A 14,658-nucleotide genomic window follows, 5' to 3' on the forward strand; every position below is an offset into this window, starting at 1 on the left:
TCGGCCATCTGGAACCGCCCTTGGGGCCGGGGTCGCCCGAAAGGCAGACTGGGGCCATGCGTGTCCCCCGTACCCTGCCCCGCAGCCTGGCGGGCCAGCTCTTCGTGATGCAGGCCCTGCTGGTGGCCGCGGTCGTGACGGGCTGCGCCTTCTTCGCCTATGTCTCGGGCCGGGGGCAGGCGGAGGAGACCGCGGAGCGGCAGGTGCGGTCCGCCGCCCTGGCGGTGGCCGAATCGCCGTCGGTCCGCGAGGCGATCCGCACCGACGACCCGTCCGCGGTCCTCCAGCCCTACGCGGAGCGGGTGCGGGCCGGGACCGGGATCGCCTTCATCACGATCATGGACCCGGAGGGGGTCCGCTGGACCCATCCGAACCCGGACGAGATCGGCCGGGTCTTCATCGGCCACACCGACCGGGCCCTGCTCGGCGAGACCTTCGAGGAGACGTACACCGGCACGCTCGGGCCCTCGATACGGGTGGTCACCCCGGTCCTCGACGAGGGGCGGGTGACCGGGCTGGTCAGCGCGGGGATCACGGTGGACCGGGTCTCCACCCAGGTGCGGGAGCAGCTGGGCGCCCTGGGCCTGGCCGCGGGCGGGGCGCTGGCGCTGGGCGCGCTGGGGACGTACGTGGTCAACGCGCGGCTGCGGCGGCACACCCACGGGATGAACGCCCGGGAGCTGAGCCGGATGCACGACTACCACGAGGCGGCCCTGCACGCGGTGCGCGAGGGGTTGCTGATGCTCGACGGGCGGCGCAGGATCGCGCTCGTCAACGACGCGGGGAGGGAACTGCTGGGGCTGGGGCCCGGTGCGGTGGGGCGTCCGGTGGACGAGCTGGCCCTGCCGCCCGCGCTGACCGGGGCTCTGCTGGCGTCCGGGCCGCGGGTCGACGAGGTCCATCTGACGGCGGACCGGGTGATCGTGGTGAACACCAGCCCGGTGGTCGGCGGGGAGCGGCGGGGCACGGTGGTGACCCTCCGGGACCACACGGAGCTCCAGGCGCTGTCGGGCGAGCTGGATTCGGAGCGGGGTTTCTCGCAGGCACTGCGCTCGCAGGCGCACGAGGCGGCGAACCGGCTGCACACGGTGGTCTCGCTGATCGAGCTGGGCCGGGCCGAGGAGGCGGTGGGGTTCGCGACGGCGGAGCTGGAGCTGGCCCAGGTGCTGACCGACCGGGTCGTCGGCGCGGTCGGCGAGCCGGTGCTGGCGGCGCTGCTGCTCGGCAAGGCGGCCCAGGCGAACGAGCGCGGGGTGGAGCTGGTGCTGACCGGGGACAGCCTGATCGACGACGGGGCGCTGCCGCCTTCCCTGGCGCCGCGGGACCTGGTGACGATCCTGGGGAACCTGATCGACAACGCGGTGGACGCCGCTTCCGAGTCGGCGGCCGGCGGGGCCGCCGGCGGCGTGCCTGCCGCCCGGTCCCCGGTGCCGGCCCGTGCCGTGGTCACGGTGACGGCGCGTACGGACGGCGGACGGCTGCTGCTGCGGGTGGCGGACACCGGGGCGGGCATCGCCCCGGACGAGGCGGACGAGGTGTTCCGGCGCGGCTGGACGACGCGCGGGTCGGGCCGCGGGCTGGGGCTGGCACTCGTCCGGCAGGCGGCGCACCGCAACGGGGGGACGGTGACGCTGGACCGGGCCGCGGAGGGCGGTGCGCGGTTCACGGTGCGGCTGCCGCTGGCGGGCGCCGCAGCGGAGCCGCGCGGGACGAGCGGGGTGGCGCCGTGATCCGGGTGCTGGTGGTGGAGGACGACCCGGTGGCCGCCGCCGCCCACGAGCTGTACGTGGGCCGGGTGGAGGGTTTCGAGGTGGCGGCCGTGGCGCACTCCCGGGCCGCCGCGGTGCGGGTGCTGGACCGTACGCCGGTGGATCTGCTGCTGCTAGACCTGTACCTGCCCGACGGGCACGGTCTGCGGCTGCTGCGCTCGCTGCGGGCGGCCGGGCACGGCGCCGACGTGATCGCGGTGACCTCGGCACGTGATCTCACGGTGGTGCGGGAGGGGGTGTCGCTGGGGGTCGTGCAGTACGTGCTGAAGCCGTTCACGTATCCGACGCTGCGGGACCGGCTGGTGCGGTACGCGGAGTTCCGGGCGGCGGCCGGGGAGGCGAGCGGCCAGGCGGAGGTGGACCGGGCGCTGGGCGTGCTGCGGGTCCCGGAGCCGGCCGCGCTGCCCAAGGGGCTGAGCGGTCCGACGCTGGAGGCGGTGACGGGCGTGCTGCGAGAGGCCCCGGGCGGGGTGACGGCGGCCTCGGCCGGTGAGGAGCTGGGGATGTCCCGGATCACCGCGCGCCGTTATCTGGAGTACCTGGTGACCGTGGGCCGGGCGGTGCGCCGCCCCAGTTACGGCCAGGTCGGGCGCCCCGAGCTGACCTACCGGTGGGTGGCCGAAAATCGTTGATGGGCGTCGCCGGTCGACGGCCCGCGCTCTCGGAGGATCGCACGAAGGGTGAATGGGTTCGCACAGCCTGTAGCCAGGGCGTTCTCCGGCTTCTACGGTGGGGCCGTGCCTCACACTCCGCCCTTCAACGCCCCCGCCGCACGCCGTCTGCGTGAGGCGCTGGGAATGGCTCCCGGACATGTTGCCTACGGGCTCAACGCCCAGTACGGGCTCCCCGTACCCGCCGAGACGGTGCTGGCCTGGGAGCGTGGTGCCGCCCAGCCCGACGAGCGCGAGCTGAAGGCGCTCGCCGGTGTGCTGTGGTGCGGCCCGGAGGAACTCCTGGCCGCCGCCGGCACCCTGCGCGAGCACCGGCTGGCCCGGGACATGAGCGTGGACGACCTGGCGCGGGCGGTGGGGATGTCGGCCGGCGCGTATCTGCGGATCGAGGAGTCGGGCCGCTGGAAGGGCAACGAGCGGCAGGCGCTGGCGCTCTGCGAGGCGCTGGAGATGTCGGCGGCGCAGTTCCTCACGGCGACGGGCCGCAACGAGGAGCTGGCGGACCTGCTGGGCCGGGCGGTGACCACACGCTGGCAGGCGTACGTCAAACCGGTGGCCAGGATCGTGCCGTTGGACCGGGTGCTGGTGGAGAACGTGCTGGCGCAGCTGCACAGCGACTACCAGGCGCTGATGGTGTCCACGCTGAGCTGGAGCAGCACGGGCCAGGAGGGCGCGGCGGCGGGCGGGACGGGACGGGACTTCCTGGACCGGGTGGTCGAGCGGTTCTGGCACACCGCGGGGATCTGAGCGGCCCGCCCCGGCCGCCCCCGGACCACACGGCCGGGGGCGGGAACGGGAGCGGGACGGCGGCCCCGGGGCCGGGCCCGGGACCGCCCCGGCCGTCAGAAGACCGACTCGGCCTCGTGCATCCGCTCGACCGGCACCGTCTTCAGCTGCGTCACCGCGTCCGCGAGCGGGGCCATGACGATGTCGGTGCCGCGCAGGGCCGTCATCTTCCCGAAGTCGCCGCGGTGCACGGCCTCCACCGCGTGCCAGCCGAAGCGGGTGGCGAGCACCCGGTCGTAGGCGGTGGGGGTGCCGCCGCGCTGGACGTGGCCGAGGATGACCGGCCGGGCCTCCTTGCCGAGCCGCATCTCCAGTTCGGCGGCGAGCCGGTTGCCGATGCCCTGGAACCGCTCGTGGCCGTACTGGTCGATCGCGCCCTTGGCGTACGGCATGGAGCCCTCGGCCGGGTGCGCGCCCTCGGCGACGCAGACCACCGCGAACTTCTTGCCCCGCGCGAAGCGCTCCTCGACCATCTTGACCAGGTCGTCGACCTGGAAGGGCCGCTCCGGCAGGCAGATGCCGTGCGCGCCGCCGGCCATGCCGGACTCCAGCGCGATCCAGCCCGCGTGACGGCCCATGACCTCGACGACCATGACCCTCTGGTGCGACTCCGCGGTCGTCTTGAGACGGTCTATGGCGTCGGTCGCCACCCCCACCGCGGTGTCGAACCCGAAGGTCCGGTCGGTGGAGGAGATGTCGTTGTCGATCGTCTTCGGGACGCCGACGACGGGCATCCCGGCGTCCGCCAGCATCCGGGCCGCGGTCAGCGTGCCCTCGCCGCCGATCGGGATGAGGGCGTCGATGCCGTAACGCTGGGAGAGTTCCGCGCAGTTCTCCGCGGCCTCACGGAGCCGGGCGCGCTCCAGCCGGGCGGAGCCGAGGATGGTGCCCCCGCGTGCCAGGATGCCGCTGACCGCGTTGAGGTCGAGCGGACGGAAATGACCGTCCAGCAGTCCCTTGAAACCGTCCTCGAACCCGATGACCTCGTCGCCGTGCCCCACCACGGCTCTGTGTACGACCGACCGGATCACGGCGTTCAGGCCGGGGCAGTCCCCGCCTGCGGTGAGAATCCCGATACGCATCGTGCTGTGTCTCCTGCTCGCTAGTGCCGTGCCTCAAGGCTCTCCCGTGTCCCCTGAACGGAACACGTGGACACCCGACCGTGAGCCGCGACGATTGTCCCACGCCCCGTCCGGCCCCGGACGCTGCCGCCGGGCCGGTCCGGCTCCGGGCGGCGGGCGGGACCGCCTCCCCGGGCGGCGCTCCGGCCCGGCTGGGTATCGTCGCAGGGGCAACGGCCTCGTCGGCCGAGGACCCAGCAGGACGGAGCGCCCGCGTGACGCGCAGCGTGTATGTGACGGGGATCGACCGGGGGGACGGCCGCCAGGTCGTCGATCTGGGCGTCATGGAACTCCTGACGCGGCAGGTCGACCGGGTGGGCGTCTTCCGGCCCCTGGTCCATGACGGACCCGATCGTTTGTTCGAACTTCTGCGCGCCCGCTACCGGCTCTCCCAGGACCCGGAGACGGTGTACGGCCTGGACTATCCCGAGGCCTCGGCGGTCCAGGCGGAAGCGGGCACGGACGAGCTGGTCTCCCGGCTCGTCGACCGCTTCCACCGGGCGGCCCGCGACTTCGAGGTGATGCTGGTCCTCGGCACCGACTTCGCGGCCACCCAGCTCCCCGACGAGCTGGCCCTCAACGCCCGGCTCGCCAACGAGTTCGGCGCCTCGGTGATCACCGTCGTCGGCGGCCAGGGCCAGGACGCCGCGTCCGTGCGGTCGGAGGCGGTCAACGCCTATCGCGCGTACGCCTCGCTGGGCTGCGACGTCCTGGCGGTGATCGTGAACCGGGTGGCCTCCGGGCTCCGGGCCGAGATCGCCGAGCGGCTGGCGGGCCGGCTGCCGGTGCCCTGCTCGGTGCTGCCGGACGAACCCGCGCTGTCCGCGCCCACCGTCTCCCAGATCACCGCCGCCCTGGACGCCACGGTGCTGCTGGGCGACGACTCGGGGCTGGCCCGGGACGCGCTGGACTTCGTCTTCGGCGGGGCGACCCTGCCGAACGTCCTGAAGGCCCTGACGCCGGGCTGCATGGTCGTCACCCCCGGGGACCGCGCGGACCTGGTCGTCGGGGCGCTCGCCGCGCACAGCGCGGGCACCCCGCCGATCGCGGGCGTCCTGCTGACCCTGGACGAGCGCCCGGGCGAGGAGGTGCTCCGCCTCGCCGGGCGCCTCGCCCCGGGCACCCCGGTCGTCGCCGTGCCGGGCGGCTCCTTCCCCACCGCGGGGGAGCTCTTCGCCCTCGAAGGGAAGCTGAACGCCGCGACGCCCCGCAAGGCGGAGACCGCGCTGGGCCTGTTCGAACGCCATGTGGACACCTCCGCGCTGCTGGAGCGGATCTCGGTGGCCCGCAGCGGCCGGGTCACCCCGATGATGTTCGAGCACGACCTGCTGGAGCAGGCCCGCGCGCAGCGGCGCCGGGTCGTCCTGCCCGAGGGCACCGAGGAACGCGTGCTGCGCGCCGCCGACGTGCTGGTGCGCCGCGACGTGTGCGACCTGACCCTCCTCGGCGACGCGGACGCCATCCGCAAGAAGGCCGCCGACCTGGGCATCGACCTGGCGGCCACCCAGCTGATCGACCCGCAGACCTCACAGCTGCGCCAGGGCTTCGCCGAGCGGTACGCCGCACTGCGCGCGCACCGCGGGGTGACGGTGGAGCTGGCCTACGACGTGGTCTCGGACGTGAACTACTTCGGCACGCTGATGGTCCAGGAGGGGCTGGCCGACGGCATGGTCTCCGGTTCGGTGCACTCCACGGCGGCGACGATCCGGCCCGCCTTCGAGATCATCAAGACCAGGCCGGACGCCGCGATCGTCTCGTCGGTGTTCTTCATGTGCCTGGCCGACAAGGTGCTGGTCTACGGCGACTGCGCGGTCAACCCGGACCCGGACGCGGGGCAGCTCGCGGACATCGCGGTGCAGTCCGCGGTCACCGCCGCGCGCTTCGGCGTGGAGCCGAGGATCGCGATGCTGTCGTACTCGACGGGCACCTCGGGCAGCGGGGCGGACGTCGACAAGGTGCGCGAGGCCACGGAGCGGGTACGCGCGTCGCGGCCGGACCTGCTGATCGAGGGCCCGATCCAGTACGACGCGGCGGTCGAGCCGACCGTCGCGGCGACGAAGCTGCCGGCGTCCCAGGTGGCGGGCCGGGCGACCGTCCTGGTCTTCCCCGACCTCAACACCGGGAACAACACCTACAAGGCCGTGCAGCGTTCGGCGGGGGCCGTCGCGGTCGGCCCGGTCCTGCAGGGGCTGCGCAAGCCGGTCAACGACCTGTCGCGGGGCGCGCTGGTGCAGGACATCGTCAACACCGTGGCCATCACGGCGATCCAGGCGCAGACGGCGGAGGAGAGCGCATGACCACCAGCGGCGGCACGGCGAGCCGGGTGCTCGTCCTCAACTCGGGGTCCTCCTCGGTGAAGTACCAGCTCCTGGACATGGACGGGGACGTCCGCCTGGCGACCGGGCTGGTGGAGCGGATCGGCGAGTCGTCCTCGCGGCTGGCGCACACCCCGCGGGGCGGCCCGGCCCGGGAGCGTACCGGGCGGATCGCCGATCACGACCAGGCGCTGAAGGCGGCGGCCGGCGAACTGGCGGCCGACGGGCTGGGACTGGACTCCCCCGAGCTGGTGGCGATCGGGCACCGGGTGGTGCACGGCGGGCTGCGGTTCACCGAGCCGACCGTGATCACCGGCGAGGTGCTGGAGGAGATCGAGCGGCTGGTGCCGGTGGCCCCGCTGCACAACCCGGCCAACATCACCGGTATCCGCACGGCCCGGAGCCTGCGCCCCGACCTGCCGCAGGTCGCGGTCTTCGACACGGCGTTCCACACGACGATGCCGGAGTACGCGGCGCGGTACGCGATCGACGTGGAGACGGCGGACGCCCACCGCATCCGCCGGTACGGCTTCCACGGCACCTCGCACGCCTATGTCGCGCGGCGGACGGCCGGGCTGCTGGGCAGGGCGCCGGAAGAGGTGAACACGATCGTGCTGCACCTGGGCAACGGCGCCTCGGCGTCCGCGGTGGCCGGCGGGCGGTGCGTGGACACCTCCATGGGACTGACCCCCTTGGAGGGGCTGGTGATGGGTACCCGCTCGGGTGACATCGACCCGGCCGTCACCTTCCATCTGGGGCGGGTGGCGGGCATGTCGGTGGACGAGGTCGACGTGCTGCTGAACAAGAAGAGCGGCCTGGTCGGGCTGTGCGGTGACAACGACATGCGGGAGATCCGCCGCCGGGTGGACGAGGGCGACGAGCGCGCCGCGCTGGCGTTCGACATCTACATCCACCGGCTGAAGAAGTACATCGGCGCCTATTCGGCGGTGCTCGGCCGGGTGGACGCGCTGGTGTTCACGGCGGGGGTGGGCGAGAACTCCGCTCCGGTACGCGAGGCTGCCCTCGCGGGGCTGGAGGGGTTCGGCCTGGCGGTGGACCCGGAACGCAACGCCGTGCGGTCCGGTGAGCCGCGGCTGATCTCCCCCGACGGCGCACGGGTCGCGGTGGCCGTGGTGCCGACGGACGAAGAGCTGGAGATCGCGCGTCAGACCTTCGCACTGGCCCACAACTGAGCGGGCCCCCGCCCCTTTGTACCTTCCACCAGACGGAATATTCCGCAGCGAAACAAACCGATAGGATCCGCCTCATGCGCCGTTCCAAAATCGTCTGCACCCTCGGTCCCGCCGTCGACTCCCACGAGCAGCTCGTCGCTCTGATCGAGGCCGGCATGAGCGTGGCCCGTTTCAATTTCAGTCACGGATCCCACGAGGAGCACCAAGGCCGTTACGACCGGGTCCGCAAGGCGGCCGCCGAGACCGGCCGCGCGGTCGGCGTCCTCGCCGACCTCCAGGGACCGAAGATCCGCCTGGGCAAGTTCGCCGAGGGCCCCGTCGAGCTGGTCCGCGGGGACGAGTTCGTCATCACCACCGAGGACGTCCCGGGTGACAAGTCGATCTGCGGGACGACCTACAAGGGCCTGCCCGGTGACGTCGCCAAGGGCGACCCGATCCTGATCAACGACGGCAACGTCGAGCTCAAGGTCGTCTCCGTCGACGGCCCGCGGGTCACGGCCATCGTCATCGAGGGCGGTGTGGTCTCCGACCACAAGGGCATCAACCTGCCCGGCGCGGCGGTCAACGTCCCCGCCCTGTCCGAGAAGGACGTCGAGGACCTGCGGTTCGCCCTGCGGATGGGCTGCGACATGGTCGCCCTGTCCTTCGTCCGGGACGCCGAGGACGTCAAGGACGTGCACAAGGTGATGGACGAGGAGGGCCGCCGGGTCCCCGTCATCGCCAAGGTCGAGAAGCCGCAGGCCGTGGAGCACATGGAGGGCGTCGTCGCCGCCTTCGACGGTGTGATGGTCGCCCGTGGCGACCTGGCGGTGGAGTACCCGCTGGAGCGGGTGCCGATGGTGCAGAAGCGCCTCGTCGAGCTGTGCCGCCGCAACGCCAAGCCGGTGATCGTGGCGACCCAGATGATGGAGTCGATGATCACCAACTCGCGGCCGACCCGCGCCGAGGCGTCCGACGTCGCCAACGCGATCCTGGACGGCGCGGACGCGGTCATGCTGTCCGCCGAGTCGTCGGTCGGCGCGTACCCGGTCGAGACGGTGAAGACGATGGCGAAGATCGTCACCGCCGCCGAGGAGGAGCTGCTGTCCAAGGGCCTGCAGCCGCTGGTCCCGGGCAAAAAGCCCCGTACGCAGGGCGGTTCGGTGGCCCGCGCGGCGGCCGAGATCGCGGACTTCCTGGACGGCAAGGCCCTGGTCGCCTTCACCAAGTCCGGTGACACGGCCCGGCGACTGTCCCGCTACCGCGCGGCCCAGCCGATCCTCGCCTTCACCACCGAGGAGTCCACCCGCAACCAGCTGGCGCTCAGCTGGGGCGTGGAGTCCTACGTCGTCCCGCACGTGGACAACACGGACGCGATGGTCGACCTGGTGGACGCGGAGCTGCTGAAGCTGAACCGCTACAGCGACGGCGACACGATGGTCATCACGGCCGGTTCGCCCCCCGGCGTCCCCGGCACCACCAACATGGTCCGGGTGCACCACCTGGGCGGCGAGCACGCCTGACACGTCCGCCCGCGGCGCACGAAGGGCGCCCCCCGCACCGGTGCGGGGGGCGCCCTTCGTGCCGTCGGCGGTGCGGGGGCGGTGTCAGTCCGCGGTGCCGCCGTCGAAGTAGTTCCGCAGGCCGGGAACGGTGAGCGTGCCGCCGAACTGGCCGGCCTGGGTCACCTTGACCTTGGTGAAGAACGCGAACGGTACGTTCAGCGGCGGCGGGGTCTCGGGGCTGAAGGTGATCGGGATCAGCCCGAAGAGGTTGCCCTTCAGCTCCTCCGTGTACATCGTCACCTCGCCGTCGCGGATGGTCGACGTGGAGCCGCTGCGCGCCCTGACGTGGCCGGTGGTGCCGGCCGGACCCTTCGTCAGCTGGTGGAGGTCCTTGATGTCGATGGAGCTCGCGGTGAACTTCAGCGCCTTCTTGACGGTGCCGCTGCCGGTGCGCACCTCGACGATGCCCTTGTAGTCCAGGCCGTTGAGCGTGAGCAGCGAGGACTCCAGGATCCACGGGTCGTCCGGGAGCAGCGGGACGCCCTGCTCCAGCTCGGCCGCGGCGAGCGCCTCGGGGTCCGGGACCGGGCACGGGAAGCGCTCCTTGGCGCCCTCCGGGATGTCCTCGTCCTTGACCGGGCCGAGGCCCTTGACGTCCTCGTCGAGCTCCTCGACGTCCCGGCCCGCCTTGTCCGCGGCCTCGCGGATGGCGTCGGCGGTCCCGTCGGCCGCCGTGTCCTTGTCCGCCGTTCCCTTGTCCGCCGTGTCCTTGTCCGCCGTGTCCCGCGGTCCGGCGGTGGCGGACTTCTCGGGCTCGGGCGTCCCGGTGGTGGCGCTCGGGGACGGGCTCGCCGTCTCCTTGCCGGGGATGCCGAAGAAGTCCCTGAGCGCGTCACCCACGCCCAGGGGGTCGAGGGGGTCGAGGGGGTCGACCGACTCGGTGGGCGACGGTGTCGCGGCGGGCCCGGCGGCCTCGGCCTTCCGCTCCTCGGCCTGCGTCCCGTCGGAGGCGCTCGGGCTCGCGGACGGCCCGGGGGGCGTGACCGCGCCCGGCTCCGGGGCGGTGTCCCCGCCCCGGCCCGTTCCGTCGGTGGCGGTGGCGTCCGGAGTGGGTTCCGCCTCCGGCTCCTGGGACTCGGCCGGCTCGTCGGAGCGTGTCACGCAGGGCCCCGGGGCGAAGGGGATCTCCGGGTTGTCGTCGGCCATGGCGAACTTCGGGGTCAGCCCCATGCCGACGAACACCGCCGTGGGCATCGCCGCGAGGGCGAAAGCCTTCTTGCCCGCGGGCAGGTGGAGCTTCGTCAGCAGCGACTTCCTGGGTGCCGCGTGCCGGGGCCCGCTCTTCGTCCGGGAGTCTTCCCCGGCCGCGTCCGGCTGTGTCTCGTCACTCCGCACGGTGCGCCTCGCCATCGGCCCGGTCCTGCTTGCCGAGGCCGGTCTGCTGCCGCGGGAGGGCCACCGCCGCCGTCGGGCCGTCGTGAGGCGTGTCCCGCACGTCCAGGGGCGCGCCCGCCGTCACGGGCACCTGGCCCTCGGCGTCTTCCCCTGCGTCGGGTATCCCGGGGGCCCAGGAGACCGAGAGTGCGCCGCCGATCAGGGCGAGGAGGAAACCCATCACGAATCCGCCGATGTTGGCGACGGGGATGGAGATCAGCGCGAGCAGGATCGCGGCGACGCCGGCGAACACCCGGACGATGCTGTGGAACCACATCGTCAGGCCCAGGGTGACCAGCAGGACGCCGATGATCAGCGAACCCGCGCCGGCCGTCGTGGACATCGCCAGCGTGATGTTGCCGAGGTGCAGGTTGGCGTACGGGAAGTAGGCGATGGGAAGGCCACCCGCCATGGTGAACAGACCCGCCCAGAACGGCCGGTCTCCCCGCCAGGTGCGGAATCCTCGCCGGATGGCGGTGAGGTAGTGCTCGTTCGGCCCGGTGGACTCGGGGCTCGCGGAAATCGGCCCTGTGGACTCGGGGCTCATGGAAAACAGCTCCCTGGAACCGGTACTGCTGTGAGAGGAGGGGAGGGCGGCCGGAACCCACCGGGTGGGCCCCGGCCGCCCGGGCAGTGCTTAGTAGCACTCCTGGTCGGATTCCCTGGAGAGCCGCAGCTTCAGGCCGCTGAGGTTGAAGGTGCCGGCCGTGGTGGCCCACGCCTTCTGCCGGACCTTCTTCAGCACGGCCTTCTCCGCACGCTGCGAGAAGCCGTTGGGGTTGGCCTGGGTGTTCGGCTGGATGCCGGGCTTTCCGTCGGACTTCGGCAGGGACCCCGCGGCCACGCCGATGTCGATGTTCCTGAACTTGGCGTCGGCGTCGAGCTCCGACACATCGAGGTAGAGGCTCTTGGCGAAGACACGGTCGTGGCCCTTGCCGCCCGCCTCCAGCCTCAGGGTCACGTTGCCGATGCCGAAGGGGACCTTCGGCGTGACGACCGACTGGCACATATCGGTGATGTAGGCCTTGCTGAAGCCCGACACCGCCACCGGCTCGTTCAGGGGCTTGCCGTCAAGCGTCTTGCCCGAGGCCACGTTGCCGTACTGGACGAAGTCCCAGCCCTCGAGCTCGGCGGCCGCGACTTTGAACTCCTGCCCCGACACGGCGAACGACGCGGCGAGCGCGCCCTGCGCCAGGCCGACACCCACCGCGGCGGTCGCGGCGACGCTCGGCACCATGACCAGAGCGAAACGCTTCCATCTCGTCCCACCGCGAACTTGGGAACTCATTCTTTTTTCCTCCTTCTCGGACGTACATCTCCGGTACGGGCGTGTGCCCGTCCTGGGATGGGAGAAGTGCTACGTCCTCGGGAAGGAGAGCGCCCGGACCGGAGGCGCGTACCGCTTCCGAGTCACCGGCGATCACCCCCGAGCGACAACCACTGGCCGCGCGTCTGCGCGGCCGGCCGGACAGGCCCAGCCGAGGGGCAGGGAACCCCCCTGTCCGCGGCCGGCGCCACTGCCGCCGGCCACCCGGTGGGGACCCAACAAACCCGTCGGCGCCGACTGGTGGCCGGGACGGCGGGTGTTGGACCGAGCCCGGCCGATCGTGGTGCATTCACGGCCGGGGCACAAGGGGTGTCGTTACTCACTGGTAACGGCCCGACGGCAGGGGCTCCACAGCGGGATACCGCACGGCCACACAGGGTGCCACCAAAGGGACACCCGAAAAGGGTGATTGCCGCCCTTAAAGGGACAGATCACAGGGGGTGATTTACTGCGAGTAACACCAGGGATCTTTGTCAAGATTTGGTAAAGCGCGGAGGACTCTTGTCGTTCACCCGCGAAAACGGCCGCGGTGCCCGAGGGGCACTGCGGCCGTTTTGTCACATCAGAACAAGACCCGGGCCAGAGCCGTCCGCGCGGCGATCACCCGCGGGTCGTCGGGACCGACCACCTCGAAGAGCTCCAGCAGGCGCACCCGTACGAGGTCCCGGTCCTCGCCGAAGGTGCGGCGGACCGTCTCGACGAGGCGGCCGAAGGCGTCCTCGACATGACCGCCGACCAGGTCCAGGTCGGCGGCGGCCATCTGCGCCGCCGGGTCGGCCGGCTTCTCCGCGGCCAGGGTGCGCGTCTGCTGCGGGTCGAGGTCCGCGACCCTGCCGAGGAGCTGGGCCTGGGCGAGGCCCAGCTTGGCCTCGGTGTTGGCCGGGTCGTCGGCCAGCACGTTCCTGTACGCCTGGACGGCGCCGCCGAAGTCACCGGCGTCCAGCGCCTGTACGGCCGATTCCAGCAGTGCGTCGTAAGGACCGGCGGGGACCTCGGCCGGGGCGGCGCCGGAGTCGCCGGCGGCGTCCGGGTCGACCGCGATCCCGGTGAGTCCGAAGCGCTCCTCGGCGACCTGGACCAGCTGGTCCAGTGTCTGGCGGATCTGGCTCTCCGGGGCGGCGCCCTGGAAGAGCGGGAGGGCCTGCCCCGCGACGACGGCGAAGACCGCGGGGATGCCCTGGATCCCGAACTGCTGCATCAGCATCTGGTTGGCGTCGACGTCGACCTTGGCCAGCACGAAGCGGCCGTTGTACTCGACGGCGAGGCGCTCCAGGAGCGGGCCGAGCTGCTTGCAGGGCTCGCACCACTCGGCCCAGAAGTCGATGACGACCGGGACTTCGGTGGAACGCTGGAGGACGTCGCTCTCGAAGCCCGCCTCATCGACGTCGATCACCAGGGCGGACGGGGAGACCGCGCCGCCGCCACCCGTGCGGGCGGACTCGGCGCGTGCCTGCTCGGCCTTCGCCTTGGCCTCTCCGGCCGCCTTCACAGCGGCGAGGTCGACGACGCCGCTCATGGACATGTTCCTAGGCTGCATGCGTACATCCTCCCCCCTGGAACCCCTGTGACGAAAAGCGCTGTACGGACCGGCCCGGTCCACTGCCGCACCGGCGTGCGCGACGGGTGGACGGACACGGCTCCGCGGCCCTGGGGCCTCGTTGCTGCACCGGGTCCCCACCCGGCGCCGTGGCTGTCGATCGGTCGTGGCGTCCGGCCCGCGGCCGTGCCGCGGTCTTAACGCTACGACCCGTAGCGTAACTTCCCCCACCCCCTCGGGGGCAAGACCGCCCGGTGATCTGTCTCACCCCTCGGGCGGGTCTCCCGGGAGGGTCCGGAGCGCGCCCGCCGGTGATCTGTCTCACGGCCTCCGGGGCCGGTCAGCGGTACTTACCGGCCGGTATGGTCGCCGCATGCCGAGCCGCCCTCTCACCGAACCCCCCCGGCCGGGACGCCCGCGCAGCGCCGCGGCCGACGCCGCGATCCTGGAGGCGACCCGCGCCTCGCTGGTCGACCTCGGCTGGTCGAAGCTGACGATGGGTGAGGTGGCGAGCCGGGCGGGCGTGGCCAAGACCACCCTCTACCGGCGCTGGGCCGGCAAGAACGAACTGGTGGTGGACGCGGTCGCGGTCCTCTTCGACGAGCTGGAACTGCCCGACCTCGGGAGCCTGGCGGCCGATGTGCAGGCCGTGGTCCTCCAGTTCGCGGCGCTGCTGGAGCGCCCGGAGACGAAGACGGCCCTGATGGCGGTGGTCGCCGAGTCGACGCGTGACACGGCCCTGCGGGACCGGATACGGAACTCGATCGTGGCCCGGCAGAAGCGTCTGGTGCTCCAGGGGCGCGAGCGCGCCCAGCGGCGCGGCGAGCTGCCCGTCGAACCGGACACCGCGACGGCGGGCCGGACCGCCGACCTGATCTTCGACGTGATCGCCGGCGCGGTGGTGCACCGGGCGCTGGTGAGCGCCGAGCCCGTCGATGCCGACTGGGCCCGGCGTTTCACCCTGCTGCTGCTGACGGGGCTGAGGTCCGCCGCCTCCCACGGCGGCGGGTGACACCGGCCC

The 14,658-nt window shown here is 72.5% G+C and carries 12 protein-coding genes; 7 read left to right on the forward strand and 5 right to left on the reverse strand.

The annotated features are described in order from the left end of the window. Window positions 1-56 precede the first annotated feature (56 nt). From CP967_RS09705 to CP967_RS09715, 3 genes are all read left to right on the forward strand, one after another. On the forward strand, window positions 57-1,730 hold the full coding sequence (locus CP967_RS09705) for a sensor histidine kinase (RefSeq protein WP_150487586.1): 1,674 nt from the start codon (window positions 57-59) through the stop codon (window positions 1,728-1,730). Then, complete coding sequence (locus CP967_RS09710) at window positions 1,727-2,401, forward strand: response regulator (protein WP_150487587.1); 675 nt, start codon at window positions 1,727-1,729, stop codon at window positions 2,399-2,401. Before CP967_RS09705 ends, CP967_RS09710 begins: the two co-directional genes overlap by 4 nt. Before the next feature lie 165 nt (window positions 2,402-2,566). Beyond that, window positions 2,567-3,187 carry a helix-turn-helix domain-containing protein gene (locus CP967_RS09715; RefSeq protein ID WP_229888220.1) on the forward strand — a complete coding sequence of 207 codons (621 nt, stop codon included), beginning with the start codon at window positions 2,567-2,569 and terminating at the stop codon, window positions 3,185-3,187. Window positions 3,188-3,282: 95 nt separating this feature from the next. On the opposite strand, the gene CP967_RS09720 is transcribed toward CP967_RS09715, so the two are convergent. Further along, window positions 3,283-4,308, reverse strand: a complete 1,026-nt coding sequence (locus CP967_RS09720; RefSeq protein WP_150487589.1) for an ATP-dependent 6-phosphofructokinase — start codon at window positions 4,306-4,308, stop codon at window positions 3,283-3,285. A 254-nt stretch (window positions 4,309-4,562) separates the two neighbouring features. Between CP967_RS09720 and pta the strand changes: the two genes are divergently transcribed. The 3 genes from pta to pyk all read left to right on the forward strand — a co-directional run bounded on the left by pta (window position 4,563) and on the right by pyk (window position 9,357). Then, window positions 4,563-6,644, forward strand: a complete 2,082-nt coding sequence (gene pta, locus CP967_RS09725; protein WP_150487590.1) for a phosphate acetyltransferase — start codon at window positions 4,563-4,565, stop codon at window positions 6,642-6,644. Continuing rightward, window positions 6,641-7,855 carry an acetate kinase gene (locus CP967_RS09730; RefSeq protein WP_150487591.1) on the forward strand — a complete coding sequence of 405 codons (1,215 nt, stop codon included), beginning with the start codon at window positions 6,641-6,643 and terminating at the stop codon, window positions 7,853-7,855. Before pta ends, CP967_RS09730 begins: the two co-directional genes overlap by 4 nt. A 74-nt stretch (window positions 7,856-7,929) precedes the next feature. Beyond that, window positions 7,930-9,357, forward strand: coding sequence for a pyruvate kinase (gene pyk / locus CP967_RS09735; protein ID WP_150487592.1), 1,428 nt, complete (start codon window positions 7,930-7,932; stop codon window positions 9,355-9,357). 84 nt (window positions 9,358-9,441) lie between these two features. Here the strand turns inward: pyk and CP967_RS09740 are convergent, their stop codons facing one another. From CP967_RS09740 to CP967_RS09760, 4 genes are all read right to left on the reverse strand, one after another. After that, the gene (locus tag CP967_RS09740) at window positions 9,442-10,734 is read right to left on the reverse strand and encodes a hypothetical protein (RefSeq protein ID WP_150491771.1); all 1,293 of its coding nucleotides are present in this window, start codon (window positions 10,732-10,734) and stop codon (window positions 9,442-9,444) included. Then, complete coding sequence (locus CP967_RS09745; RefSeq protein ID WP_150487593.1) at window positions 10,724-11,320, reverse strand: DUF6114 domain-containing protein; 597 nt, start codon at window positions 11,318-11,320, stop codon at window positions 10,724-10,726. The genes CP967_RS09740 and CP967_RS09745 overlap by 11 nt, the downstream gene beginning before the upstream one ends. 90 nt (window positions 11,321-11,410) lie before the next feature. After that, entirely contained in the window at window positions 11,411-12,061 is a 651-nt protein-coding gene (locus tag CP967_RS09750) for a DUF6230 family protein (protein WP_167535357.1), read from the reverse strand. Between the two features lie 601 nt (window positions 12,062-12,662). Continuing rightward, window positions 12,663-13,637, reverse strand: coding sequence for a tetratricopeptide repeat protein (locus CP967_RS09760; RefSeq protein ID WP_190174978.1), 975 nt, complete (start codon window positions 13,635-13,637; stop codon window positions 12,663-12,665). Window positions 13,638-14,010: 373 nt separating this feature from the next. Here CP967_RS09760 and CP967_RS09765 point away from each other — a divergent pair, with 373 nt between their 5' ends. Further along, window positions 14,011-14,649 carry a TetR/AcrR family transcriptional regulator gene (locus tag CP967_RS09765; protein WP_150487595.1) on the forward strand — a complete coding sequence of 213 codons (639 nt, stop codon included), beginning with the start codon at window positions 14,011-14,013 and terminating at the stop codon, window positions 14,647-14,649. Window positions 14,650-14,658 lie beyond the last annotated feature (9 nt).

It is taken from the genome of Streptomyces nitrosporeus, from assembly GCF_008704555.1.
GTDB classification, from domain to species: Bacteria; Actinomycetota; Actinomycetes; order Streptomycetales; family Streptomycetaceae; genus Streptomyces; species Streptomyces nitrosporeus.

Excerpts from the sequence above, each read along its gene's own strand:
- CP967_RS09705 (WP_150487586.1), top strand. The coding sequence starts at position 57 with ATGCGTGTCCCCCGTACCCTGCCCCGCAGCCTGGCGGGCCAGCTCTTC.
- CP967_RS09715 (WP_229888220.1), top strand. The coding sequence starts at position 2,567 with ATGGCTCCCGGACATGTTGCCTACGGGCTCAACGCCCAGTACGGGCTC.
- CP967_RS09720 (WP_150487589.1), bottom strand. The coding sequence starts at position 4,308 with ATGCGTATCGGGATTCTCACCGCAGGCGGGGACTGCCCCGGCCTGAAC.
- CP967_RS09730 (WP_150487591.1), top strand. The coding sequence starts at position 6,641 with ATGACCACCAGCGGCGGCACGGCGAGCCGGGTGCTCGTCCTCAACTCG.
- pyk (WP_150487592.1), top strand. The coding sequence starts at position 7,930 with ATGCGCCGTTCCAAAATCGTCTGCACCCTCGGTCCCGCCGTCGACTCC.
- CP967_RS09745 (WP_150487593.1), bottom strand. The coding sequence starts at position 11,320 with ATGAGCCCCGAGTCCACAGGGCCGATTTCCGCGAGCCCCGAGTCCACC.
- CP967_RS09750 (WP_167535357.1), bottom strand. The coding sequence starts at position 12,061 with ATGAGTTCCCAAGTTCGCGGTGGGACGAGATGGAAGCGTTTCGCTCTG.
- CP967_RS09760 (WP_190174978.1), bottom strand. The coding sequence starts at position 13,637 with ATGCAGCCTAGGAACATGTCCATGAGCGGCGTCGTCGACCTCGCCGCT.
- CP967_RS09765 (WP_150487595.1), top strand. The coding sequence starts at position 14,011 with ATGCCGAGCCGCCCTCTCACCGAACCCCCCCGGCCGGGACGCCCGCGC.